Raw genomic sequence first — 24090 nt, 5'->3', positions numbered from 1 at the left:
TTGTCAATCGAAGTAAAGATGTAACCCCCTCTAAGGCCGGAAACCGCCGCCAGTCAACGAACCGGCCATCGAAGGTCGCAACTTTGCGTCAAATTCAATTGAACTAAAGTCGTGACATTGATGAAATTTGAACTAAAGTTGAGACATTGCTGAAGCGGAGACACGCTTCATGACCGATCCCATCCCGTTACCGGTGCGGCGTCTTCCAAACCAAACGCTTCATCACGTTTGGGCGCCAAAGCTTCATCGTCCGATCGCGTTTTCCTCGGTCGCGCAAGTGCGTCTCTGGATTATGCTCGAGGCCAACCCAGATGTGACAAAGTACTGTGAACGACCCGCGCTGCCTGGTGAGCATGGATCGGAGCCCGTGGCGGATTTCTGGGCCGAACGTGGCAGAACAGCGCATTGGTTCGTGCTCGGCGACGACGTTGACGACCACATCAACTTGCCGGACACGGACCCATCGACCCCACATGCTCCGCACACCGAGATCATTTTCACCAAGGATCTTGAGCATCATCGGGTCTGGATTCAAAACTGGATGTCGTTACTTCCGTACCTGACAACCGGTAGTCGCCTGATCGACCCGGCTTTGCGCGAGAACGTTATCCGCTTCTTCAATGCAGAAGCGACGCTGGAGCACGCCGAACATCATTTCGCGCGTCACGACGCCGTGCTCGTGCGAACCGCCGTGATCGCTGCGCTGCACAGCGGTCAACTTGCCAGCACGGACCTGATCACGTTGCCGTTGAGCCGGCAAACAAGGTTCATCCGATGTGATCGAGGGTCTTCGCATGCGGCGTAGCGACATTCCCGAGGCGCTGATCGATGCGAGCGTGTGGCCCGGGATTGATCCGAGCGCGATGGACCCCGAGCGTCTGGCGATTTACCGACGACGCGAGGGTGCGATACAAGCATATCTGCGTGGGGCACGTTTCGCCGATTTGAAGCGGGACTTTGGGATTGCTCGTGGCGCTTTGAATCGCCTGATCGAGCGCTGCCTTGCTTTTCATCAGGATGGTCGCATTCAGGGATTTCGCGGATTGATTCCGCACACCAGGACCCAAGGCCATCGTCGGGTCGTGCCCGCTTGCCGCCGTTCAGACCGGGGTGGCCTCACCGGAGCGCTGGGGCAGTTGTTCGAACAACTGCCCCAGCTCGCGCGAATCGTGGAACGCGAAATTGGCTCGGGCAAGCTGGGCATCACCGAGCGGGGACGCCTTTACGGACTGCGCGACGTCCAGCTAAAGCTGATCGCAGCTTGCCGGGAAGCCGGCCTAAGCACCCGAGCCTACCCTTTTTGCGCCCATGAGATGGGCTACCGATCTCTGGCGCGCTGGGTCAGACTGCGACTTGAAGCCCGAATTCCGCTGCGTCGTTGGTACGGCCCAGCCGACACGTGGCATGCCACGGTTCGACCATTTTCGGTAATTGAACTGGATGGCCACAAGCTGGACCTGCGCCTTCGCGTGCGCTTCACGGAACCGTCTGGCATTAGCGTCGATCTGGAAACTGAGCGCTTGTTCGTGATCACCGTGATCGACGTTTGCACCCGCGTCGTTCTGGGCTGGCAGGTCGTGCCGGCATCCGAATATAACCACCATGATGTCCTGGCAGCCTTGCAGGACGCACTACGGCCCCGACGCAAGCGCGACCAGTTGATGATTCCTGGCCTTACCTATCGGCCCACCGCTGGCTTCGCGACGGAAGTCTGTTCTGAGGCCGCATATGCCTGCTGGGACGTCCTGAAGGTCGACAACGCTGCCGCGCACTTGACCGAGGACATGTTCTTGCCAGTCTGCCAATTTGTCGGCTGCCGCCTCGAAGCGGGCCCCGTCGGAGAGCCGACGGCGCGTCCCTTTATCGAGCGGTTCTTTCTCACCCTCACGGACCGCATGTCGCGGAAGCTCACCGGGACCACCGGTCGTCATCCGGACGATCGCCTCGGACAGCGCGGCAAGCGGGCGCCGGTCGAGCAATTGACGACCTTACCGGAGCTCGAAGAGTTGCTGGACGTAGTCGTCGCGAACTATCACGGTACCCCGCACGACGGCCTAAATGGCCGCACGCCGTTGGAGGCGCTGCAACTGGCTATCGAACATAACCCAGCGCCGATCCGCACCCTACCCCAGGTGCTGCGCGCCAGGCTGCACCAGTTGCAGCCCTTGCATCGATGCACCGTACGCGGCAACGTGGCGCGCGGCATCGCCCCGTACATCAGCTTTTACGGCGCCCGCTACAGCAACGAAGTCCTCCAACGCACTTCAGGCCTCATTGGCGAGCAGATCCGCGTCTATCCGAATCCCGGTGACATGCGGGAGGCCTGGGCATACCTGGCGAACGGTGCCGACCTCGGACGCCTCGCCGCGCTCGAAGGCTGGCGCTACAGCCGGCACACGATGCGCCTGCGCAAGCACATTCTCCGCGAACGACGGTTGGGCAAGCTCAAGTTTGCCGGGGAGCAGGATCCGGTACACGTATTCGCCGAGGAGCAGCGCCGCGCCCGTAAGCGGAGCCGCAAACAGGGCACCGTGATCCTGCAACTCTCACAGGTGGCCGAGGCTGATGCCGCCGACACGCAAGTGGGCACCTCGCAGACGCCCCGCTCTCGTGCCCGGCCAGCAGACGACGTGATTGTGCCCGTTGATCTTGGCGATCTGAAGGTGCAAAACCGTTGACAGGAGGAACGCGCATGTCGAAGGACATTGAACGACCGATCCCGCTGGACGAGCATCCCCTGGGTCGGCGCATTTATCGCGTTCCCACGCCGTCGATTGCCGCGTTTCGCAGCCTCATCGACGAGTGTCTGTTCCTGTACATCACGGGTGCGTTGATCCACGGACGTCCGCGTATCGGCAAGAGCTATGCGATCGAGTTCATCCGCCGAGACCTGGGGCACCGCCAACCGAAGGTGTCGGTGTACAAGATGCGTTGTACCCGTTCGCAAACGGCGTCAGAAAATAATTTCTTTGCGGCGCTGCTGCACACGGTCAACCATCCCGCGCAAAGTGGTGCCTCCAAGACGGCGCTGCGCGGCCGCCTCTTGCACAAACTCCGACAGGTGGCCGACAAGAAGGGCGACGATCGCGTCGTGCTGTTCGCCGATGAGGCGCAAAACCTGCGCGAGATCGAGTACGAGTGGTTGCGTGATCTGCACGACGAAATGGAAAACAACGCGCTGCGCCTCTTCACCTTCCTGGTCGGACAGCCACAGTTGCTGGCGCAGAAGTCAGCCTTTCAGGCGCAGGACAAGGAACAAATTGTTGCGCGCTTCATGGTTGAAGAACTCGCGTTTCGGGGCATCGTCTCGGCGGCAGAATGCGCCGCCGTCCTCTCGGCGTACGACCACGGTGAGTATCCCGAGCACTCGGGCTGGAGTGCCCAAAGCACATGCAGCCGGCCTGCGTATCGGGGAATCCGCTGGCCGGCTGTGGGATGCCTTCGAGGACGCACACATCAAGGCCAACCTGGATGGCCCGGTCGAGATTCCAATGAAATACTTCACCGCAGCGGTCGAGGCGGCATTGTTGCTGAGCGCCAGCAAGGACAGCGAGACCCTGCGTTTCGACGGCGCATTCTGGGCCGCGATGGTGGAGCGCAGCCGGTATGTGATGGGACAAAAAGCGGGGCGTTCGTTGTTATCGGCAATCACTGGCCGCTGATCGGCCGCACCCGATCGTGAGCGCCCGCTGCATGCGTGAAGCGTCGCGATCGCACGAGGAGGAGAGCTGGCGACCCGTGGTGTTGCCGGTGTGCACGGCATCGCCGCCGCGCTATACCGCGCGGCCTGAATGGAGCAGCCCTGGCGAATCCATGTGGATGCGACTCTCGAAATTCTCGCTCTACAATCGGCTGCCCATTCACTCGCTGGCGCGCTTGATTGCCGTGCGCCCGGACGAAGCGCTGGCCGATGGCGTGGATCTTCGGCGTGCCGATCGGTTTGAGATCGACAAACTCGCCGACGTACTGGAGACTTCCGATGGCTCGGCCCGCATAGGGTTTTGCTGCGGCACTGCCCGTCCCGCACTGGGCTGGGCGAGTACCGAACTCCGCTATTGCCCCACGTGCCTCGAGCAGGGCTTTCATGCCGCGTTGTTTCAGTGGCGATTCATCGAACGCTGCCCGATACACCGGCGTCGTCTGCGCCGCGGCTGCCGCCAATGCGCAGCCGTCATTCCCTACGTCCTCGCTCGTGACATGGCGGCGCATCCGCTGTCGTGCGCGCGCTGCAACACGTGCTGGGTCCCCGGATTGGATCGACCGGCAGGACGGTGTACGCCGATCATGGGCCAAGCTGCCCGGGTCTTACAGAGGTGGCAGAGTTTTGTTGCCGACACCGCCGTACCACTAACTGCTCCGGCGGCTCGGCGCCGCGATCCGAACACGGGAAGATTTATCGTCCAACCCGCACCTTGGCTCGACGGGCGTACGGCCAATCAGGCTGGATATATGCGGCTACTGAACCGGCTCTATGACGTGCCGCCGCCGTCATCACTCGAGGTGCTCCGCAGGAACCCCGCCTTCGCGCCCGCTGGCTCAACTCGTCGTTTGAAGGTGGCCGACGACGACGGGCCAACCGACGCAGCTCTGCACTACTTACAAATTGATTGGCCGCATTTTGGAATAGGCTTTCGTGAGTACGAGCACACCGTCGATCGCGTCCGACGCCAACTCTTCGGTAACGTGCTCTGTCCCGCCCATGCCTCCGCCCTCTTGGCGCGACCAGGTCATCAATGCGTGGTCTCATCACGAGACCTTGGCAGCGATAGCGCCACAGCGCTCGGTTGGTTGATGAGTTGGTACGGGCTCACACGCGCATGTGTGCCGACGGATCGCTTATCCACGCCGGCGCTGGGTCTGGCTGGATGGCTTGCGCACTTGCCTCACCGGCCCGCCGACGTATCGCAATGCGCATGGCGCGACCAATTGATCTGCTGGCTTTACGAAGACCTTATGAGCTCAGCCCGGATCTGGTCGCGCATTGCCAGCTTCATGCAGAACCGAGGCAATTATTTTCTCATCGGGTGGCTTGCGCGCCCGTGTGAACTGGCGACGCTTCGGCGCAACGACAGCATCCCTCTGCCGGCGAGATCGACAATCGCGACGTCGTGACTGACGGCAATCTGCACAAGTGTCTCATCTTTACTTCCGTTTTACGCCAAACAGCTATTTTGAAAGGACTTCTCTATTCAGCACGGTACGTTCGTCACGAGTGTCCCAACTTTAGTGGCGAAATCGTCCCAAAGTTAGTTCGTTTGACAACCCGCATCCAAATCGCCCAAATCTAGCAAAACCTTCATCTCGTTTTCCGTCCTCTAACTACGCACATCAAACAAGGGGCTAAATCGAGCTGCATAAGCAATGCTTCCAAGGCTCATGACCAGCGGCGCCAGCGTCTGCGCGACTTGCGCAGGAAGGCCGGCGCGCGCTACCTCCTTCTCGCTCGCTGCAACAATGAAGTCTTTAATGACAGCGCCATCCGGCAAGGAGCCGGCCAGCGCGAGCGCCGCACGGCACTCTTCCTCACTCAGGTCCCTGAATATGAATTTTCCTAGTGTATGTGCAAGATGTTCGCTTGCTTGGGATGCGGTTTGACTCATGCGCGTACCAGTGTTTTCCTATGCGTCATCCCGCAGATAGACGCTATCAAAGATTGGTTCATGTGCTTCTTGAAGCCGCTTTGCGAGGTCGCTGTCATTCGCTACTGCAGCAATCGCGAGTGCCGCCAGATAAGAAAGAACGGCCGCCGAATCAAGCAATTGGGCAGCATGACGATCGCTGTAGTTTTGGCGAATTTCATCGTTCGCCGATCGCGCCTTAACTTGTACTGCGCCCCCATGCGTGAAGGCACACATTGCCGCCCACGTCCCTTCCTTAACGGCCTCAACCACGCGTCCTGGGTCTCCCGTCACCGTTGCAAGGTCGCTCGCTATCTTGCCAATCCTCGGCGGCTCCGTGCCATTCACGTATCTCTTTACGTCCGCATCTGACGCGCAATACTGATACCAAAGTCCTCGTGCATATGCCTCAAACTGTGGTCGGTAAAGTGCAAATGCCGATCCGCGCACGTTCTGTTCGATCAACGTATGCGTCCCTTGGTGGTGCTCGATACACAGATGTTGAAGCGCCACGGCGACGCGGCTGCGCATTGTCGTTGCGAACGTGACGCCGTCGAGTAAGCGCGCGCTCGAAACCATCCAATTGCTGGAGCGCTGTCGAGCCCGAAATAATGCGTCGTCATCGACTATCATCTACCGCCTCGTTCCGTTTTCCGTGGTCAGTTGACACGACGCCATGCGTCGTCGATTGCGCCAAACACTGGAGGCACGAAGTCGTGCCCCTCAAACGACACCGGCTGGTCGTTCTTCGGGTATTTCAACGCCGGGGACGGACGTGCTTTTCTACCGCCCGTCCGAGAAGCTCGTGGTCGATGGTGTCAAAGAAGGACTTCAAATCAATGTCGACTACCCAGTCGTAGCGCCAACAGTTCCTTCTCGCTTGCGCCACGGCTTGTTTCGCCGATTTGTTGGGACGATAACCGAACGATGAAGAATGGAATATCGCATCAATTTCCGGCTCAACCAGTAACTTGACGGCCATCTGAGCCACGCGGTCAGTGATGGTCGGCACCCCGAGAGGACGAAACCCGTCCCCCTTCGGGATCAACACCTCTTTGACCGGTTGGGGAAAATAACTCCCCGAACTCATTCGATTCCACAGGGCATATAGATTTCTCGCCAAGCGATTGCGGAATAGCTCAATACTCTGCCTATCCACACCCGGCCCGCCTTGGTTGGCGGCCACGCGCTTCCAGGCTTCCCAGATCAACCGCTTGGGTATCTCGAACGACTTGGTGGAGACCCGGGAATCTTCCCGCGTTGCAGTTGTTCCATGGTCTCCACCGGACAAGGTCATGCCTTCGCTCCAGAGGTCATTACAACCCTTTCGACGCTACTACGCATGACTCCGCCCCTGTGCCTCGCATTGGTACTCTGGCTCTCACGGGTTCTCCGCTTGAGCGTCTCCCTTGGCATCGAGACGACAGGTTCCCAAGTTCCGTATCCATGCCTGCAGGAAGGTCGCGCCACCTCTATGCCGGATGCCGTCAAGCCAACGTTCAGGTTGCCGCTTGACTGGTCCCGAGGCGTTGTCGAGTCCTCGGTTTTGACATCATTGCAATTATCGAACATCTTCGATGGTTCACTTTCGTTCGCCTCCTTCCTACACACCTGACGGGATCTATCCCGCCTTTTCCTCAGACGCTCACCACACTCGCTCTTAACGAATGCAGCTCTGGGTGGTTTGGCATCGCCGCCTGATCGGCGAAACCGAGGGGCCAACCCTCATCACGGATACAGCATGTACGGCGACAGACTGTCGCTTTCCTTCTTGGCACACCGACAACTACTATGACGCCGGGGGAACCGACCGCCGGGGCGGCAGTACCGGGGCGCGAGTACGATTCCTGATCGATGTAGTAAGTGCGGTCCGGCTCACCATCGGCAACGTGGCGCCGGTTGGCATCCGCATCTCGCAGAGCAAGGTCAATGACTTTGCCTCGAAATGGCTGGGCGGTGAGGCGGACGCGGAAGTGATCTTCGGCACGCTCGACGACGCAGGCGTCAACTTTATCCACGTGACCGAGCATGAAGCGTGGCTACCCGCGTTCGAAGGCACGCAAGACAGCCTTGTAGCACTAGCGCGCCGCTACGCGCCGAACGTGGCAGTCATCGCGAACGGCAGCTTGCACACGACGCAACGTATTGCCCAAGCACTTGATTCCGGCGCGGACATCGTGGCGGTCGGCCGAGGCGCGCTCGCCAACCCCGATCTGCCCGTGATTCTTGCAAACGGACGCGAACCGCGGAATTTCGACGATTCCATCCTGCAACCCTTTGCTAGTATCAAGGACCACGAGCTCGCGACGCTATTGGCTGACTAAAGGGACTAAAGGGGATCCTGTGAGCGACCTTAAGCAGATAGAGCTCGGAGGGGCTTGGTACGCAACTCTTTTGGGCCGGCGGCCATCAAGATCGACGACTCTTGATCGCCCAATATGAGCCGGATGCTCGCTTCACGACCTCTAAAGAGTCCGTCCTAGACTGTCGGTACCGCCGCGTGCTGGCCATCGTCGATCCAGCACTAAGCGCTGACGAATGATCTGGCAGCATGCGAAAATTCGTGCACGAAGTGTGCTGACGGATGTCCATCTTTCGCTAAATGGGATCGACTTCGCATGCAGGCTTATCTCGCAGTCGCGCTGGTGTTCATGATCAACATGGCAGGAACGACGCTGCCCACGGCGATCTATCATGATTATCAGTCGGCCTTCGGCTTCAGTCCGGCGACCATCACGGTGATCTTCGCGTCCTATGCGGTCGGCGTGCTCGGCGCGTTGCTGACGATGGGAAACTGGTCCGATCAGCTCGGTCGCAAGCGCATGCTGATGGCGGGTCTCGCGGCATCCGCCGTCTCCGCCTTGACGTTTCTTTTCGCCGACGGCCTCGCCATGCTCCTGCTCGGGCGCCTCATCTCAGGCATCTCGGCGGGCATCTTTACCGGCACGGCGACCGTCGCGGTCATTGAATCGAGTCCGCCCGAATCGCGTGCGAAAGCGATCCTCGCTGCGACGCCGTCGAACATGCTTGGACTCGGGTTCGGACCGGTGCTGAGCGGCGCGCTCGTCGAATTCGCGCCTTGGCCGATGCGTCTTTCTTACGTCGCGCACATCGCCTTGTTGTTGCTCGCCGTGCTGTTGCTGCGCAGCGCGCCGGAGACCGTGCGCGTTGCCGGGCATGCGCAACTGCGGATGCAGCGCATCGCGCTGCCGCGTGAGGTGCGTGCCGCGTTCGCGCCCGCGGCCTTGTCGGGATTTGCGGGATTCGCCGTCGTCGGCTTCTTCACCGCCGTGTCGCCGCAACTGATGCGCAACGTGCTCGGCTACCGCAGGGGCTTGCTGATCGGGCTCGCCGTGTTTCTGATCTTCATCTGCTCGGCGATCGGGCAGGCGGTCGAGAAGCGCATCGCGCGAAAATGGCGGCAGCGTGTCGGTTGCGTGGCGCTCGTCGTCGGTCTGGTGTGTCTAGCCGTGTGCGCGTGGCAGCGCTCGACCACTGCGTTCTTGGTCGGGACGATGCTGTGCGGAATCGGGCAGGGAATCAGCTTCCGGGCGTCATTGGCTGAGCTGTCGAATCGCAGCCCGGCCGAGCGCAAGGCCGAAGTGACATCGGCGTTCTTCGTGGTGCTCTATGTGGCGATATCCCTGCCGGTGATCGGGATCGGCATCGCGGTGCAAGGCCTCGGCATCGCGCGCGCGACGATGACGTTCGCCGCGATCACGGTCGTCATCGTCCTGATATCGCTCGTGCTGCTGCGGCGCGTCGAGAAAGCGCAGTATCGGATTGATTTGCGAACTTGACGTCCAACCGGCTGGCGCTGTCTGACGCCTTCGCATAGAACCAGAGACCAATCCCTACGGCTGACATGAACGCACCGAAAATCAGCCCCCATACTCGCCCGGCTGTATGCGATTGCAATCTGTGAAATTTCTTCATGAAGCTTCCCCCGTGCGCTTTTTATGTAGCCTCAGGAAACCGCTTATCAATGGCTTTCTACGGCCATCAGATCGTCGACGATGCGCCGCGCCGCGCTGTACCCGGTCATCAGTGCATCCCCTTCAGTCGAAAAGGCCTTGCCGCCGGCATCTCCGAGGCGCAGTGGTGAAAAAATCGCGACAGGATTACCTGTCTGCTCAATCGTCACGACCGCCACGTAAGCAGGACTTGCCGTTCCGGCATCCTGCGTCCAACTGAAATTGGACTCCACCGCGACCTCCATCGTGAAACCCTTGTACTGATAGGTCCTGTCCATTTAACCCTCCACTGTGGTCAGCCCCGACGACACTCTCGCACGCCGGACATACTCTCAAGTCGTTTGCATATTGCTTCGTACTCGCTGGGTGTCGCGCGCGACAGCGCGATGGACACCTCGTCGAGATCCGAATCGTCCTCCGACTGTTGCACGATGAATTGCTTCACGCGCACGCTGCCGTTGCCCATCACCTGATGTACGCTGTCCAGTGACACGCTGCCGCGATCCACCAGCAGCTGGATGCTGCGTTGCTGTTTCACCGCGATAACCGCCGTTCGAGCGGCTTGACGCCGGCGAGGATGACGAAAATGATGATCGTCGCCCCAAAGGCCGCCGTATACATGCCTCCGCGACGGCCAGCCAGATCCCTGCGACCGACCACAAACGCGCCGCTGTGGTGAGGCCACGCACGACCTCGCCGCGCAGGAGGATTGACCCGGCACCGAGAAACCCGATCCCTGACACCACCTGCGCGGCCACCCGGGATGGATCGAGGATGACCCCGGCCTGACCAATGACATCGGCGAAGCCGAACTCCGAGACCAGCATCATCAGTGACGCGCCGACGCACACCAGCATGTGGGTGCGCAGGCCTGCAGCCCAGTTCAGCCGCTCCCTTTCGAAACCGATGACACTGCCAAGTGCCGCAGCCGGGACCAGTCGCGACAGAAGTTCTACATTGCTGATCATGCGTTGGTTCCCCTTCTTTTATTCGCGGTGCCTATCGACGCGGCGACAGCGCGTCGTCCAAGTCAAGGGAGCGCCGAAGCGGGGAACCCAGCGATACAGTGTCGGGATCGACACGCCCAGGTTCTTGGCGACCTCCCTTCGGCGGCACTCCGCTGGTCAGCAGCTTCCTTGCGGAGGCGATCTTGCTGTCGGTCATGCGTCGCTTTCGACCGCCAGTACGGCCGACGGCCTTCGCGGCGGCCAGGCCGGCACGGGTGTGCTCCACGACCAGCTCGCGCTCCATCTGCGCCAGACTGGAAGCGACGGTGGCCGAGGCGCTCTATGCGGCGCGCGTCCAACCAATCGGAATAAACCAACTATTTGGTTGACAACCGCTTTTTATCGCCTAATGTGTTAACCGTGTCGAGCAGTTGACCAGCCGATGTTCCACAAACGTATGTGATCAAGAGGACGGAAGACATGGCGGAGCGCTATCAAACCTTAAAGCGGGCGTACAGCGGCTATCACCGCAATCAGGCCGGACCCAATCTTGAACTCGCGCAAGTGGGACCCGATACGCCCGGCGGCGAATATCTGCGTCGCTTTTGGCATCCGATCGAACTGTCGTCGTCGGTCCAGGATCGTCCTGTCGCGCTGCGCGTTCTCGGCGAGGACTTGGTGCTTTTCCGCGATCTGTCTGGCAATTTGGGGCTCCTGGACAAACATTGCCCGCATCGCGGTGCGTCGCTCGAATTCGGCAAAATCACTGAATGCGGAATTCAATGCTGCTATCACGGCTGGCACTTCGCGTGCGACGGAACGTTGCTTGAAACTCCGGTCCACCCCGACGCGAGATACGCCGGCAGGCTCTTTCATGCCGCCTACCCTGTACGTGAAACGGCTGGGCTCATTTTCGCTTACATGGGACCGCCGGATCGAACCCCCGATTTCCCTCATTTTGATTTCTTCGACGATGACGTCGAAGGCCGGATCCTTTACAAGCGGCCATCACCCTGCAACTGGATCCAGACACGTGACAACGAAGTCGACAATGATCATGGCTATTTCCTGCACACCGTGATGGCAGGCATCCAGCTCACGACCGCCCACCAGGAACTGGCGAAGATCAATCTGTTCGAGACGCACAGCGGTCTGATCACCACGCAAAGCAGACGAGTGGGCAAGAATATATTTGTGCGGATCAACGCGATGATCCTGCCGAACTTGTCTCGGATCGCATGTATCGAGGACGGTCAAGGCAACATGGTCTTCGACAGGCGCGGCCCGATCGTCCACTGGTCGGTGCCGGTGGACGATGAAAACTGCTTCGTCATCGGCTGGAATACCGTGGCGGCGAATCTTCCCGACAAGAAATTAAACGCCTATATGGATCGGGAGCGTGCAGCCGGGCACGACCTCTATACCCACCCACAACTGAACTTCACCTTCGGCCAGGACGGCGAACGGTCCTATGCCGAACGCCAGCGCATCCCTGGGGACTGGGATGCATGGGTTTCCCAGGGGCCGATTCATATTCATGCGCTCGAGCACCTTGTGCCCGGCGACGGCGCCATCGTGAGGTATCGCGGCATGCTGCGTGACGGCATTCGCGCCGTGGCCGCTGGCGAGGATCCCAAAGGGCTGGTATCTCGTGTGACCCGTCCGCTCGAGACGTATGCCTCGAATACTGCGATTCCAGTTCCGCAGGCCAGCACCCTTGCAGACGATGCGGCCTTGATAGATGAAGTTGAGCGAGAACTGGTGGCCAGAACCCTCGATGGTACTTATCGAGATGGATATCGCCATCCTCGACAGGAGCAGGAATCAAGCGTCGAAACCGACCGTTAGCGTTGCGTATCAGTTTGTGATCTTATGGATTCGAATAGGGATTCGGATCCCTCTTAACAGGGGCGAAAAATGAAGCTGAAGGGAAAGAAAGTTGCAATCTTCGTTGACGACTTCTATCAGGTCGTTGAGTTCTGGTACCCGTACTACCGCATGAAAGAGGAAGGGGCAGATGTGAAGGTCGTATCCCGCGCGGAGACTCATCTGACGCGACACGGCTACCCGTCTCAGAAGCGCGATCTCACTCCATCCGAGGTCGCGGCGCAGGACTTCGATGCGGTGGTTATCCCCGGCGGCTATGCGCCGGACTACATGCGTGACGATGCCAATCTCGTCAGGTTTGTCAAGGAAATGAACGACGCCGTCAAAATCGTGGCGGCGATCTGCCACGGGCCATGGGTTCCCATTTCGGCCGAGATCGTCAAAGGTCGCGCCTTGACAAGCGCCAGTTCGATTCGCACCGACGTCACCAATGCCGGCGCGCGGTACGTCGATCAGGAAGTCGTCCGGGACGGTAACCTGATCACGTCGCGAGCGCCGGACGACCTGCCCGCGTTCTGCCGCGAAATCATCTCGGCGCTAGCATCGACAGACGAGCGTTGAACACGTGACCCGCATCGCGATTGGTCGCGAGGCAACGCAAGAATGTTTATGTGGCCGGCGCCCGATAGCGCTCGGGATTGACGCGCCGATCCACACACATGCGCAACTGAATGAGGGCCACGTTTGCCCTCCATCTTTTCCTAGCGGGTGGCTAAATGAAACTCAAGACGAAGGCTGGCTGGCTCCTTGGCGCGGCTTTGCTGCTGCTCGCTTTCATTCTTCCGAGCTGGGTGCAGGCTGCGGAGTCCAACGCAGTCTCGACCGAGCAAACAAAAGCCTTGACCCCGATCAAGATCGGGGTCGTCACATGGATCGGAGTCGCACCGCTGTATTTGGCACAGCAGAAGCAGTTTTGGGCGAAGCGGGGACTCGACGTGACCATCGTTCGCATTCAAGGCGGCAGCGACCGGGTTGCCGCCATGCGTTCGGGCAGCATCGACGCCGCAGGGCTTGCGGCCGACGCGTGGGCGCGATTTTTTAACCTGGGTACGGACGCCCAAATCGTCCTGGTGTTGAATGAATCGAAGGGCGCGGACGGGATAGTGGCCCGCAACGACATCAAGAATGTAAAAGACTTCAAGGGCAAGAAGGCCGCGTTCCAGTCCGGGATCAGCAGCGAGTTTCTTCTTGGAACAGTGCTTAAGAGCGCTGGTTTGACCATGCACGACATCATCCCGGTCGATCTGGACGGAGGCGCGTCAGGTGCCGCGTTCGTCGCACACCGCGTTGACGTCGCAGTCACGTTCGAGCCCTGGCTTTCTAAGGCGAGCGCGGCGGGCGGACGGGTCATCGTCAGCTCCGCCGACTACCCGGGTCTGATTGTCGATGCGGTTGCTTTCTCGAACGATTTCATCGCCAAGCACCCCGATTCCGTCAAAGCATTTGTTGCCGGCTATTTTGACGCCGTCGACTATATGCACACGCACCCCGACGACGCCGCGGCCGTGATGGGCCAGTTCGTCGGGCTGTCGCCCGCGGACTTCGAGGCACAGGCAAAGGGTGTGCATTTTTACGGCCGGGACGAGATGAGGTCGTATGTCGACGCAGAGGGGCCTCCCAGCATTTCCGCCGTCTACAAGAACGCCGCAGAATTCTGGAAAGCGGCTGGGCAGATTTCAACGATCAAGGCCCCGGGCAAAGTCGTTAACGCGTTGTTTCTCGCAAAATGAAAGACGCCATTGAACGAAGCGAGCCCGCAGCGGCCCGTAGTCGAGTAGATGTGGTCCGGAGACACCACGTCTTCCGGGCCCGACGATGCATCATTGGACGGCACCATGCGTCACTCCAAGGAAGACCTGAGGACCATTGAGATGAGTCAAGCCCAGCAGCAAGTGATCAACCATGGCCCGCGGACCGCCTGGCTCGCGGCCCTTCGCTTGCTTCTCTCCCGAATGGAGAAATACACGTGGCCGAACGTCCCGATCGGGCGTTCAGCCGCTGTGGTACTCGGTGTAGTCGCGATGGTAGTCGTCTTGGCGATCTGGGCCGCGCTGTCATACTCTGGTTTCGTCGAACCGTTCTTTTTGCCGACGCCGTCGGCTGTCCTGAGCCGAGCGATACAGGTGTATCTGCACGAGGGCTACCTCACGGATATCCGGGTGAGCGTCGTGCGAGTCTGTGGCGCGTTCCTGGCGGCGGCAATCGTGGCCGTGCCGCTGGGAATCGTGATCGGCGCTTTCGCAGCCCCTGCCGCCCTCCTCGAGCCGCTGATCGGTGCGATACGGTATATGCCGCCAGTGGCGTTCGTGCCATTGCTCATTGTTTGGCTGGGTATCGGCGAGACAGAGAAGTGGAGCGTGATCTGGATTGGCGTGTTCTTTCCGCTGACGCTGCTCGTGGCCGCCGTGGCCAAGAACGTGCCGCACGAGCAGATTCAGGTCGCCTACACGCTCGGTGCGCGGCGCCGGGAGGTTTTCTGGAAAGTGCTCGTTCCGGCAGCGTTGCCGGGCATCTTCGACACGCTCCGGATTACTCTCGGCTACTCGTGGACCTATCTCGTTCTTGCCGAAATCATCGCTGCGGAAAGCGGCATCGGCTATCGCATCATAGTCGCGCAGCGCTATCTGCAAACCGACGGCATTCTGGTCGGGATACTGACCATTGGCCTGCTGGGTGTCTGCACCGATGTGTTGATGCGCGTCTTGTATCGAAAGCTGTTCAACTACAGTGGAGGGGCCGGACGATGAAAGCGCTGTCGATCGAGCAACTGGTTGTCGACTACAAAGCCCCGCATGGCCAGCCACCGCTGAACGTCGTGGACCATATCGACCTTGAACTGGAGGGCGGCGACTTCGTTGTGATCGTCGGTCCGTCCGGTTGTGGAAAGAGCAGCTTACTTCGCGTTGCCGCCGGCCTGGTCGAGCCGACCAGTGGTCGGGTCCTGGTCGGAGGAAAGCTCGCGGACCGTCCCGGCGCGGACCGGGGGGTGGTGTTTCAAAGCTACAGCCTCTATGAATGGCGCACCGTTTTGGGCAACGTGGAGTTCGGGCTGGAACTTGCCGGATGGGGTAAGACGGAACGACGCAATCGAGCCCGAGATCTGATCCGCCTGGTGGGCCTGGACGGTTTCGAAGACGTCTATCCGCGCGGGCTTTCCGGCGGCATGCAACAACGTGTTGCCTTAGCGCGTGCGCTTGCGCCGCAACCGACAGTTTTGTTCCTCGATGAACCTTTTGGCGCGCTGGACGCGCAAACACGAACACAAATGCAAGAGCTATTGTTAAACGTGTGGCGCGAGGTGAAGACCACAATTCTGTTTATCACGCACGATCTGGACGAAGCCTTGTTCCTTGCAGACAGGGTCTTCATGATGTCGCGGCGGCCGGGACGATGGCTCAAGGTCCTGAACGTCGACCTGCCGCGTCCGCGCACCTATGAAATCACAACGAGTGCGATGTTCTGCCAATACAAGACCGAGCTCCTCAGTATGCTGAGGCAGGAAGCGGCAGCGGCCGAAGGGTCCTGAGTTCTGTGCCACCTATTGTGTATGGAGTTCGTCCGACGACTCGTAACAGCGAGCCATGGAGACTGAAGGAACATTGAGACGCTATCGGCAATCGTGCAGCGGACCCGTCAAGAGACGCCCGAAAACAGTTCATTCGAGCCGAGCGAGGCGACGGCTCTGTCCGATGATCAGATCAAGAGCATCAACTGGTTCGTCGAAGGCATGCAGGGCACCTTGCCGAAAGGCACGTGGGGTGGTGCATTTCCCACCAAAGAAGCCGCCGGAACCTCCGGCGACGCGGGACACGGAAAATAGCAAATGGCTACTCTAACTGTCAAGGTCAACAGGGTCGCGCAGGAATCTCTCGATATTAAGTCCTTCGAGCTGATTAGCGCGACCGGCGATCCGTTGCCGCCCTTTGCGGCCGGTTCCCACGTCGATGTGCACATCGATTCCGGGCTGATCCGCCAGTACTCCTTGTGCAACGGTCCCCATGAGACGGATCGCTACCTGATCGCGGTGAAGAAAGAGCCCGAATCCCGGGGCGGTTCGCGGGCCATGCACGAACGGATCAGGGAGGGCGATGTCATCGCCGTCAGCGCACCGCGCAACAACTTTCCTATCGAGCAGCAGGCCAAGCATCATCTGCTTCTTGCGGGTGGTATCGGCATAACGCCAGTATTCTCTATGGCTCGTCACCTGCTTGCTGCAGGCGAATCATTCGAACTGCAGTATTTCACGCGTTCGATCCAGCATACGGCGTTTCACGCGTTGTTGTCCGGCTTGGATTTCAAGAGGCGGGTGACTTTCCATTACGCCATCGAGCCTGATGCGCTTCGGGCATACTTGCGCAAGCTGCTGTGGCATCGTCCCGAGGGTGCGCATCTCTACCTGTGCGGACCGCGCCAGTTCATGGACCTGGTGGAAACCACTGCCGCGCCCACCTGGCCGCCGGAGGCGGTTCATCTCGAATACTTCGCCGCCGACCCCATGTCGTTGACCGGGTCGCAGGAAACGTTTCAGGTCAGGCTTGCGCGTTCCGACACCACATTCGCAGTCCCTGCCGGCAGGTCAATCGTCGAGGTGCTCGCCGAGCATGGGGTTCACATCGAGACGTCCTGCGAGCAAGGGGTGTGCGGCACTTGCCTGACCGGCGTGCTGGACGGGGTTCCCGATCATCGGGATGTGTTCCTGACGGACGCGGAAAAACAAGCCTGCGACAAGATAATGCCTTGCGTTTCCCGTGCGAAAAGCCTGCTGCTCGTACTCGACCTGTAAGCCGCGTCGCTTGTCGTTTAGGTATTCATCTACGCTTGGAACTGGAAGATAGAAGGCGAACTGTGAGTGTGACACTTGATTTCAACTTCATCCAATGACGCGTCCGTACTTTCGCTCTCTGATGAGGTACCAACACTGGCGTCCTGGAGGGTGTAACTGAACGTCGGGATGTGTTTTTAACCGAAGCGGAGAAACGCGTGCGATAAGCTGATGCCCTGCGTTTCACGCGCGAAGAGTCCAGTTCGGGCGCTGGACATTTGAATAAATCAGGAATAGTGGATGCGGAATCCGGATCATACACGCGACGTACTCTTGAAGGCGGCACGCAAAGAGTTTGCACTGAAAGGCTTCGGGGGTGCGCGCATCGACGAGATCGCGCGAAGCGCCGGCATCAACAAGCAGGCACTCTACTATCATTTCGGTAACAAGGAGGAGCTGTTCCGGGTAGCGCTCGAAAGCGGCTATCGCCAATTTCGCGGACGCGACCGCGAATTTGATGTCCATGCTGCTTCACCGGAAGAAAGTCTGAAAAGCCTGATCGAGCTGACGTTCCATGACCTGCATCAATCTCCGGAATTGATCGCGATGATTATGGAGGAGAACCGCCATCAGGGAATGCATCTCAATCGGGAGCATATCCGCGCGATCAACGAGCCCCTGGTCAGCACGATATCGGTCCTGCTCACCCGTGGGGAACAGGACGGGACTTTTGTCCGGGGAATCGATCCGGTCCAGTTCTATGTCTCGATGTTATCCCTCGTGATGTTCTATTTTTCGAACGTCCATACGCTCTCAGCTGTGCTCAATCGCGACCTCGAGAGCGAGGAATGCATGCGTGACCGGCTCAACCACATCACAGACTTGCTGCTCAAGTACGTGAAATCCTGAAATATCCAAACACCGCGAGGGTGACTATGCTTCTGCCGTTCAGTCTCGACACTTATGATCAGCGGTATCAGCGCGTGCTGGAACGCATGAAACAACGCGACCTTGATGTGCTGCTCGTCAATCTTCCCGACAACCTGAGCTATCTGTGCGGGCATGAATCGATCGGATATTACTGGTATCAGGCGCTCATCATCGCGCCGGGTCTGGAACATCCGGTACTGATTACACGCATTAGCGAAAAAGCCAGCGTCGACGAGACATCCATATTGCGTGGAACGATCTACTACAGGATGCACTTCGACGACCCGATTCAAATGCTTGTCGAATTCCTGACGAAGCATGGCCTGGCGGCCAAGCGCGTGGGCATTGAAATGCAGGCGTTCAACATTCGCCCCGCGCATTGGGATCGCATCAAGGAAGTGCTGCCAAATGCGCTCTTTCACGATGCATCAAACATCGTGCTGGAGGAAAGATTGGTCAAATCACCGGAAGAAGTCAGTTTCCAGCGTAACGCCGCGCGCATTGCCGATCATGCGATGCAGGCGGCCTACGGGGCATTGCGTCCGGGCGTCACTGAAATCGAAATAGCCGGGGTAATATCGAAGGCGATGGCGGACGTGGGTGGCGAGTATCCCGCCTTCCCGGTGATGGTCGCCTCAGGCCCCCGCACGACGATGATTCATGGTCTGCCCGGACACCGGCCTCTGGTCGCCGGGGATCTGGTCACGATGGAATTCGCGGGTGTGTATCATCGCTATCACGCGGTGCTGATGCGCACGGCGATCATCGGCCGCCGGCCGCGCCGCTTGGGCGACGTGGCGGATTGCGTCAAGGAGGCAACCGAGGCGGCCATTGCTTCCGCCGCCGCCGGCCAACTCACCCGCGTCCCCAAGCATGTTGCAGATGAAAAGCTCAACCGGCTCGACCTCGCGCGCCGGCGGGTGCATCGGGTCGGATATTCGATCGGGTTGGGATTTCCTCCGGCGTGGGTCGAAGCGATGGCGCTGGAAGACTCCGATCCCTATACGCTGTGCGAGAGCATGAGCTTCACGATCGAACCCAATCTTTCGTTGCCTGACGAGGGATTCGGCTACAAGATGGGTAGCACGATTCTGTGTACGGCGGGCGGCGGCGAGTCGCTATCCGGTCTTGATCACGATCTGGTGGTGATCGACTGAGCGGCTCGGTGATCGAGTTCAGTCGACGTGCGACGCGACGACGTTCATTCTCAATATAGCTGCGAGACCCGATGGCTGCTCTGCCCAATCTTGCCGGTCTTTCCGCGGATCTCGCCGCCGGTCGCATAACGAGCGGCGCGCTGGTCGAGCAGTGCCTGGCGCGTGCCACCGACCCCGATGGTGAAGGCCACCGCGTTTTCATCAAACTATGGAAGGACGATGCGCTGGCACAGGCACGCGCGCACGACCGCCACAGGAAGACCGGCGTCGTAACGTCCGCGATCGCGGGTATCCCGATCTCGATCAAAGACTTGTTCGATGTAGCCGGGGAAATTACGCGGGCGGGCTCCAAGGTGCTTGCTGACGCCCCGCCAGCCATTCACAGTGCCACAGTCGTGCGACGCCTCAAGGCGGCTGGCGCGATACTGATCGGCCGCACCAACATGGCGGAGTTTGCATTCTCCGGCGTGGGCCTTAACCCGCATTACGGCACGCCTGGGAATCCGTGGGACCGCGCACGCGTGCCTGGCGGCTCCTCCTCGGGCGCTGCGGTGTCGGTTTCGGACGGCATGGCGGCGGCAGCCATCGGATCGGACACGGGCGGTTCGGTCCGTATTCCCGCGGCGTTGTGCGGCCTCGCCGGCTTCAAGCCCACCCAGAAGCGAGTACCGCTCGATGGCGTCTTTCCGTTGTCGACCACGCTGGATTCAGTGGGGCCGATCGCGAGAACCGTCACCGACTGCGTGCTGCTCGACCAGATTCTTTCTGGTCAAAGCTCGACGCAAGCAGGGCAGGCGAGCATGCGGGGCCTTCGATTTGCGGTGCCAAACAGGCTGGTGCTGGATGACCTAGATGCGCATGTCGCGAGCACGTTCGAAAGGGCTCTGGGCACAATCAGCCGCGCGGGCGCCTGCATCACACACATCGATTTCGCACTGGTGACCGAAATTGTCGATGCCAATAGCCAGGGAGGCTTTCCTGTCGCGGAGGCATGGGCTCAGCACCAAGACCTGATGACGCGCCGTGGGGCGCAATATGACCCGCATGCTCGCGAGCGCTTCACACGCGGCGCGACCCTAAGCGCATCCGACTACGTTCGCTTGTGCTGGAAGCGTGCGTCACTCATCGAGCGTGCGACCGTAGAAATGGGCGCCTATCACGCGCTACTTGTTCCCACCTGCCCCGTTGTTGCTCCCCGCATAGACGAATTGGAAGCGGAAGACACGGCGTTCTGGTTGAATAACGCGCTTCTGCCACGCAATACAGCCTTGTTCAATTTTTTAGACTGCTGCGCTGCTACAGTGCCGATCCAGCGCCCGGGGGAATTGCCGGTCGGACTCATGCTTGTTGGCCGACATCTCGATGATCATCGGTTGCTCGCAATTGCTCAAGGGGTGGAGGCCGAGTTCTACTCCGAGCCCGGTTGACAAAGCAGCGTGCCGCCTACGCGAGGGTGGTCACATGGAGACCGCGAAAAAGTGGGGATTCTACGCTGCGGTACGGTGCGTATGATCGTTGCCGGTGAGTGCCGGATATACCATCGCTCGACGGCGCCGAACTGACGATCGTTCGAGATAACCTGCGCCACGCGTCAATTTTCGACGACGTCGATCTATTGCCCCCGGGATCATCAAGTCGCCGATGCACGCGCGGGAAACCCATGAAGCGCTGGGCGCCTTCCATCCGCTCGGGCGCATGGGCGAGATGAGCGATATCGCCGACGCGATTCTGTTCCTTGATTCCGCACCGTTCATCACGGTAGAAATCCTGCACGTCGACGGCGGCCAGAGCGCCGGTCACTAAAAATTCCTGGGGCACCGCAAGCCGGTGCCCTTTCGTATCCCTACCGCAATTACATCATTCGAGAGTTCCTGGAATCACCCTTTGCACGCGTCAATCTTCTTCGTGCGAAATCCATGTGCGATGCACAATACCAGGTTGTTCCTTTTTCGGTCTACGCCGTGAACATGTTTGGGCACCGGCATATGGTACGGTCTGGCGAAGGGCCGTTATACATGGGGTGCGCTCAAGATTCGGACTTTTTCGTACGCTAAGCGTTTTGGCGGCTGTTCCGAATGTCGCTGAACGACCCATAAGTCATATCAGCTTCCCGTCGTCGAATTACCGAGGAAATTGTCCAACATCTCAAGTCGATCATTGCCCCAGAATAGTCGATCATCAGCCAGGAACGAGGGCGCGCCGAATACGCCTCGCGCGATCGCATCGTCGGTGTTCTTGTCGATCAATTCCTTGTATCGCGAAGAAGTCGCGGCAGCCCCAAGTTCGTGCGCATTCAGGCCGACAGATTCGCCAATTCTCTCGAGCGTCGACAGATCGCTGATGTCACGGCTTTCCGACCAGTACGCGCGCATGGTCGCTCTCACAAACTCATGCGCCTTGCCTTGTTCGGTTGCGTAAACACTACATCTAAGCGCGCGGGACGGGCGCAGCGGAAAATCAGGGTGATACCGGATCACGAGGTTCCGCTGCCTCGCCCAGTCCTGCATGTCTTGCATGAACCAGTGGACGAACGCGCCGGACGCCTCCAGCGGGCGCCGTCCGTCGATGCGATCGATCAGGTTCGCAAGATGCATCGGCTTCCAGACAATCTGACGACCGTGCTTCGCCGCGATCTGCACGAGGCGGTCGATTGCGAGATAGCACCAAGGGCTGTGAAAGTCGAAGAAAAATTCGACCGGTGCCCGATCGGCCGAAGGCGCTATCGGCGCGGAAAATCGCGCGAGATCGACGAGCGTCCGCTCATGCCAGCCAGACATGATCACGCGTTCGCGCTGTTCGACACGCACGTCGAAACGAATGACGCGGCCTGCCACGGATTCGACGGTCGATTCGCAGACCATGGCGATTCCCGGCCACGCCGGCGCAACGTGTTTCACTTCCACCGACGTGCCGACCGAACCCCATCCTACTTCATAAGCGCTCCTGATGTTCAGATGGCAGGTCTGTTCGACAAACGCGATCGTTGCCGGCGTTGAGACTGCCGCCACGCCCGTGTTCCCTATTGCGGCAGCGGTATCCGCATCCGTCGGGAGGTACTCGCCGGCGAAATGCCGGCCTGCCTCGACCCTGCTCATGTGAGCTCCTTCAGCCGGCCCTCTTTCGCCGCCACCTGGAGCTGACGTTTGATGATTTTCCCGCTAGACGTCATCGGCCATTCGGAAACCGAAAACACTCTGGCCGGATGTTTGAACCCCGCGATCCTGCCGCGACAGAATTGCCTGAGATCGGCCGGTGTCAGCAACGCGTCTGACTCGATCGCTGCTGCGACGATCTCACCGTAGTAATGATCGGGCACAGCGAAAACTGCAATCTCCCGGATGTCCGGATGCTCTCTCAGCAGGTTTTCGACCTCGACCGGGTAAACATTCTCGCCGCCCCGGATGATCACGTCGCGCAGCCGCCCTCCCACCAGCTCGACCCGTCCGTCATGGCGCAGGCAGCCGAGATCGCCTGTCTGCATCCAGCCATCGCTGTCGATGGTTCGATCCGTCTCGACAGGGTCATCGTGATAGCCGAGCATAACCATCGGGCCACGCACTTCGAGCTGTCCCACTTCACCATTGCCGAGCGGCACGCGGGTGTGGACATCGGTGACACGCACTTCCATGCCGTTCAGCGGCAGTCCGGCCGTGCGCATGCGCTGGGGACTCGCAGCGTCGTCGAGAGAAATCAGCGTGCTCGCTTCGGTCTGGCCATATACCTGAACCAGCCCATGCATGGGGAATTCGCGTGCGCACCGCTCGAGCAGCGCCGGATCGCAATCGGCGCCGCCGCAAGTGCCGGTTCTCAGTGAACCCAGGTCGCATTCCGCGCGCCGGGGATGGTTCAGCATCGCAAGATAGGAGGTCGGCACGCCAGTCAGCACGGTGCACCGCTCGTCCTCGATCAGCTGCAACATGCGTTCTGCGTCGAATGCACTGATACCTACGTATGTCGCCCCGGCGAGCAGCGCTGCGAGCGAGTTCATGATGCAACCCGCGCAATGAAAAAGCGGGATGATCGAAGTCCAGCGATCGCCGGGAATGACCCCCAGACGCTCGATCGTCCCCTGAGCGTTGCGCAGCATGCCGTCGAAACACAATTCCGCTCCCTTCGGCCTGCCGGTCGTGCCAGACGTGTACTGAATGCTCGCGCAGTCGCGCACGTTCCACTGCCATGCTTCCACCGCCTTCCCGCTATGCTCGTCAAGAAGCGTCCGATACGACAGCGTACCCGGCGACCGGACCGCAAAGCCGTCGAAATTCACTACGACGCGCAGATGTTTCAGTTGCGGTCGAAGAGACTCGATGATCGACAGATATTCATTGGCGCGAAAACGCTCCGACAACAGGATGGCAGCGACACCGGCATGCGTCAGCACATGCCGCACGTCTTCCGCGCGGAAATGCGTGTTGACCGGGACCATCACGGCACCGATCGCTGCGATCGCAACCTGCGCAACGGGCCACTCGATGCGATTCTCCGCCCAGATTGCAACCCTCTCGCCCGGACGGACGCCGGCATGTCGCAGCGCGGACGCAAGCGCGCGCACATCATGCAGCCATTGCGCGAAGGTGAGACGTCGGCCTGTCTCGGGAAACACAAGGCCCTCGTGGTCGGGAAAGCGGGCGAAGCACTGAAGCAGGGCCTGGTAGGGATCGTGTATTTGCATATCGTCGAATTTCTCCGGGCATGTCGAGCACGTCAGCGGCTCAGTTCGGTAGGGATGGTCAGATGTTCGGACTGCGCACGGCGGCGCTTTCTGGCGACGAGGCCATACAGCAATCCCGTCGCGGCTAGCCCGATCACCCAGGA

The 24090-nt window shown here is 59.8% G+C and carries 22 protein-coding genes and 3 pseudogenes; 17 read left to right on the top strand and 8 right to left on the bottom strand.

Annotated features, from left to right (window positions below; genetic code table 11):
• Positions 1-169: 169 nt before the first annotated feature.
• The 4 genes from QCE73_RS37710 (at position 170) to QCE73_RS37695 (ending at position 5112) form a co-directional block, all read left to right on the top strand.
• Positions 170-805 carry a hypothetical protein gene (locus tag QCE73_RS37710; protein ID WP_309885916.1) on the top strand — a complete coding sequence of 212 codons (636 nt, stop codon included), beginning with the start codon at positions 170-172 and terminating at the stop codon, positions 803-805.
• Positions 795-2678 (top strand): integrase, encoded by a 1884-nt coding sequence (locus QCE73_RS37705; protein ID WP_309885915.1) that lies wholly within the window; start codon positions 795-797, stop codon positions 2676-2678. Before QCE73_RS37710 ends, QCE73_RS37705 begins: the two co-directional genes overlap by 11 nt.
• 14 nt (positions 2679-2692) lie before the next feature.
• Positions 2693-3682 (top strand): ATP-binding protein, encoded by a 990-nt coding sequence (locus QCE73_RS37700; RefSeq protein ID WP_309885914.1) that lies wholly within the window; start codon positions 2693-2695, stop codon positions 3680-3682.
• 131 nt (positions 3683-3813) lie between these two features.
• Positions 3814-5112 carry a hypothetical protein gene (locus QCE73_RS37695; RefSeq protein ID WP_309885913.1) on the top strand — a complete coding sequence of 433 codons (1299 nt, stop codon included), beginning with the start codon at positions 3814-3816 and terminating at the stop codon, positions 5110-5112.
• Positions 5113-5315: 203 nt separating this feature from the next.
• On the opposite strand, the gene QCE73_RS37690 is transcribed toward QCE73_RS37695, so the two are convergent.
• The 3 genes from QCE73_RS37690 to QCE73_RS37680 all read right to left on the bottom strand — a co-directional run bounded on the left by QCE73_RS37690 (position 5316) and on the right by QCE73_RS37680 (position 6915).
• Positions 5316-5600: a hypothetical protein gene (locus tag QCE73_RS37690; RefSeq protein WP_309885912.1), complete on the bottom strand. Its 285-nt coding sequence runs from the start codon at positions 5598-5600 to the stop codon at positions 5316-5318.
• An 18-nt stretch (positions 5601-5618) separates the two neighbouring features.
• Positions 5619-6251, bottom strand: coding sequence for a DUF6988 family protein (locus QCE73_RS37685; RefSeq protein ID WP_309885911.1), 633 nt, complete (start codon positions 6249-6251; stop codon positions 5619-5621).
• A 124-nt stretch (positions 6252-6375) separates the two neighbouring features.
• Entirely contained in the window at positions 6376-6915 is a 540-nt protein-coding gene (locus tag QCE73_RS37680; protein WP_309885910.1) for a reverse transcriptase domain-containing protein, read from the bottom strand.
• 370 nt (positions 6916-7285) lie between these two features.
• Here QCE73_RS37680 and QCE73_RS37675 point away from each other — a divergent pair, with 370 nt between their 5' ends.
• Both QCE73_RS37675 and QCE73_RS37670 read left to right on the top strand, forming a co-directional pair.
• Complete coding sequence (locus tag QCE73_RS37675; RefSeq protein ID WP_309885909.1) at positions 7286-7942, top strand: tRNA-dihydrouridine synthase; 657 nt, start codon at positions 7286-7288, stop codon at positions 7940-7942.
• A gap of 294 nt (positions 7943-8236) precedes the next feature.
• Positions 8237-9418, top strand: a complete 1182-nt coding sequence (locus QCE73_RS37670) for an MFS transporter (protein WP_309885908.1) — start codon at positions 8237-8239, stop codon at positions 9416-9418.
• 182 nt (positions 9419-9600) lie between these two features.
• Here the strand turns inward: QCE73_RS37670 and QCE73_RS37665 are convergent, their stop codons facing one another.
• From QCE73_RS37665 to QCE73_RS37655, 3 genes and pseudogenes are all read right to left on the bottom strand, one after another.
• Entirely contained in the window at positions 9601-9870 is a 270-nt protein-coding gene (locus QCE73_RS37665) for a hypothetical protein (protein ID WP_309885907.1), read from the bottom strand.
• Between the two features lie 17 nt (positions 9871-9887).
• Positions 9888-10560, bottom strand: a pseudogene (locus tag QCE73_RS37660) (MgtC/SapB family protein).
• 18 nt (positions 10561-10578) lie between these two features.
• Positions 10579-10864, bottom strand: a pseudogene (locus QCE73_RS37655) (recombinase family protein); the annotation flags it as partial.
• Positions 10865-11019: 155 nt separating this feature from the next.
• Here QCE73_RS37655 and QCE73_RS37650 point away from each other — a divergent pair.
• The 11 genes and pseudogenes from QCE73_RS37650 to QCE73_RS37600 all read left to right on the top strand — a co-directional run.
• Positions 11020-12387, top strand: coding sequence for a Rieske 2Fe-2S domain-containing protein (locus QCE73_RS37650; protein ID WP_309885906.1), 1368 nt, complete (start codon positions 11020-11022; stop codon positions 12385-12387).
• A 69-nt stretch (positions 12388-12456) separates the two neighbouring features.
• Positions 12457-12987 carry a type 1 glutamine amidotransferase domain-containing protein gene (locus QCE73_RS37645; protein ID WP_309885905.1) on the top strand — a complete coding sequence of 177 codons (531 nt, stop codon included), beginning with the start codon at positions 12457-12459 and terminating at the stop codon, positions 12985-12987.
• A gap of 155 nt (positions 12988-13142) precedes the next feature.
• Positions 13143-14156 carry an ABC transporter substrate-binding protein gene (locus QCE73_RS37640; RefSeq protein WP_309885904.1) on the top strand — a complete coding sequence of 338 codons (1014 nt, stop codon included), beginning with the start codon at positions 13143-13145 and terminating at the stop codon, positions 14154-14156.
• Positions 14157-14249: 93 nt separating this feature from the next.
• On the top strand, positions 14250-15173 hold the full coding sequence (locus tag QCE73_RS37635) for an ABC transporter permease (RefSeq protein ID WP_309885903.1): 924 nt from the start codon (positions 14250-14252) through the stop codon (positions 15171-15173).
• On the top strand, positions 15170-15952 hold the full coding sequence (locus QCE73_RS37630; RefSeq protein WP_309885902.1) for an ABC transporter ATP-binding protein: 783 nt from the start codon (positions 15170-15172) through the stop codon (positions 15950-15952). The genes QCE73_RS37635 and QCE73_RS37630 overlap by 4 nt, the downstream gene beginning before the upstream one ends.
• 93 nt (positions 15953-16045) lie before the next feature.
• Positions 16046-16246, top strand: a complete 201-nt coding sequence (locus QCE73_RS37625; RefSeq protein ID WP_309885901.1) for a hypothetical protein — start codon at positions 16046-16048, stop codon at positions 16244-16246.
• A gap of 3 nt (positions 16247-16249) precedes the next feature.
• Positions 16250-17209: a PDR/VanB family oxidoreductase gene (locus QCE73_RS37620; RefSeq protein ID WP_309885900.1), complete on the top strand. Its 960-nt coding sequence runs from the start codon at positions 16250-16252 to the stop codon at positions 17207-17209.
• Positions 17210-17521: 312 nt separating this feature from the next.
• A complete protein-coding gene (locus QCE73_RS37615) occupies positions 17522-18097 on the top strand; it encodes a TetR/AcrR family transcriptional regulator (RefSeq protein WP_309885899.1) in 576 nt (191 codons plus the stop codon).
• 26 nt (positions 18098-18123) lie between these two features.
• Positions 18124-19275, top strand: a complete 1152-nt coding sequence (locus QCE73_RS37610) for a Xaa-Pro peptidase family protein (RefSeq protein WP_309885898.1) — start codon at positions 18124-18126, stop codon at positions 19273-19275.
• Positions 19276-19346: 71 nt separating this feature from the next.
• Positions 19347-20702 carry an amidase gene (locus QCE73_RS37605; protein WP_309885897.1) on the top strand — a complete coding sequence of 452 codons (1356 nt, stop codon included), beginning with the start codon at positions 19347-19349 and terminating at the stop codon, positions 20700-20702.
• Between the two features lie 190 nt (positions 20703-20892).
• Positions 20893-21078 (top strand): annotated as a pseudogene (locus QCE73_RS37600) (SDR family oxidoreductase); the annotation flags it as partial.
• 299 nt (positions 21079-21377) lie between these two features.
• Here the strand turns inward: QCE73_RS37600 and QCE73_RS37595 are convergent.
• Both QCE73_RS37595 and QCE73_RS37590 read right to left on the bottom strand, forming a co-directional pair.
• Positions 21378-22370 carry a thioesterase, FlK family gene (locus QCE73_RS37595; protein ID WP_043287788.1) on the bottom strand — a complete coding sequence of 331 codons (993 nt, stop codon included), beginning with the start codon at positions 22368-22370 and terminating at the stop codon, positions 21378-21380.
• Positions 22367-23947: an AMP-binding protein gene (locus QCE73_RS37590; RefSeq protein WP_028221458.1), complete on the bottom strand. Its 1581-nt coding sequence runs from the start codon at positions 23945-23947 to the stop codon at positions 22367-22369. The genes QCE73_RS37595 and QCE73_RS37590 overlap by 4 nt, the downstream gene beginning before the upstream one ends.
• Positions 23948-24090: the final 143 nt, after the last annotated feature.

Source organism: Caballeronia sp. LZ029, from assembly GCF_031451275.1.
Lineage (GTDB): Bacteria > Pseudomonadota > Gammaproteobacteria > Burkholderiales > Burkholderiaceae > Caballeronia > Caballeronia jiangsuensis.
This window is presented reverse-complemented; position numbering and strand designations above follow the sequence as displayed.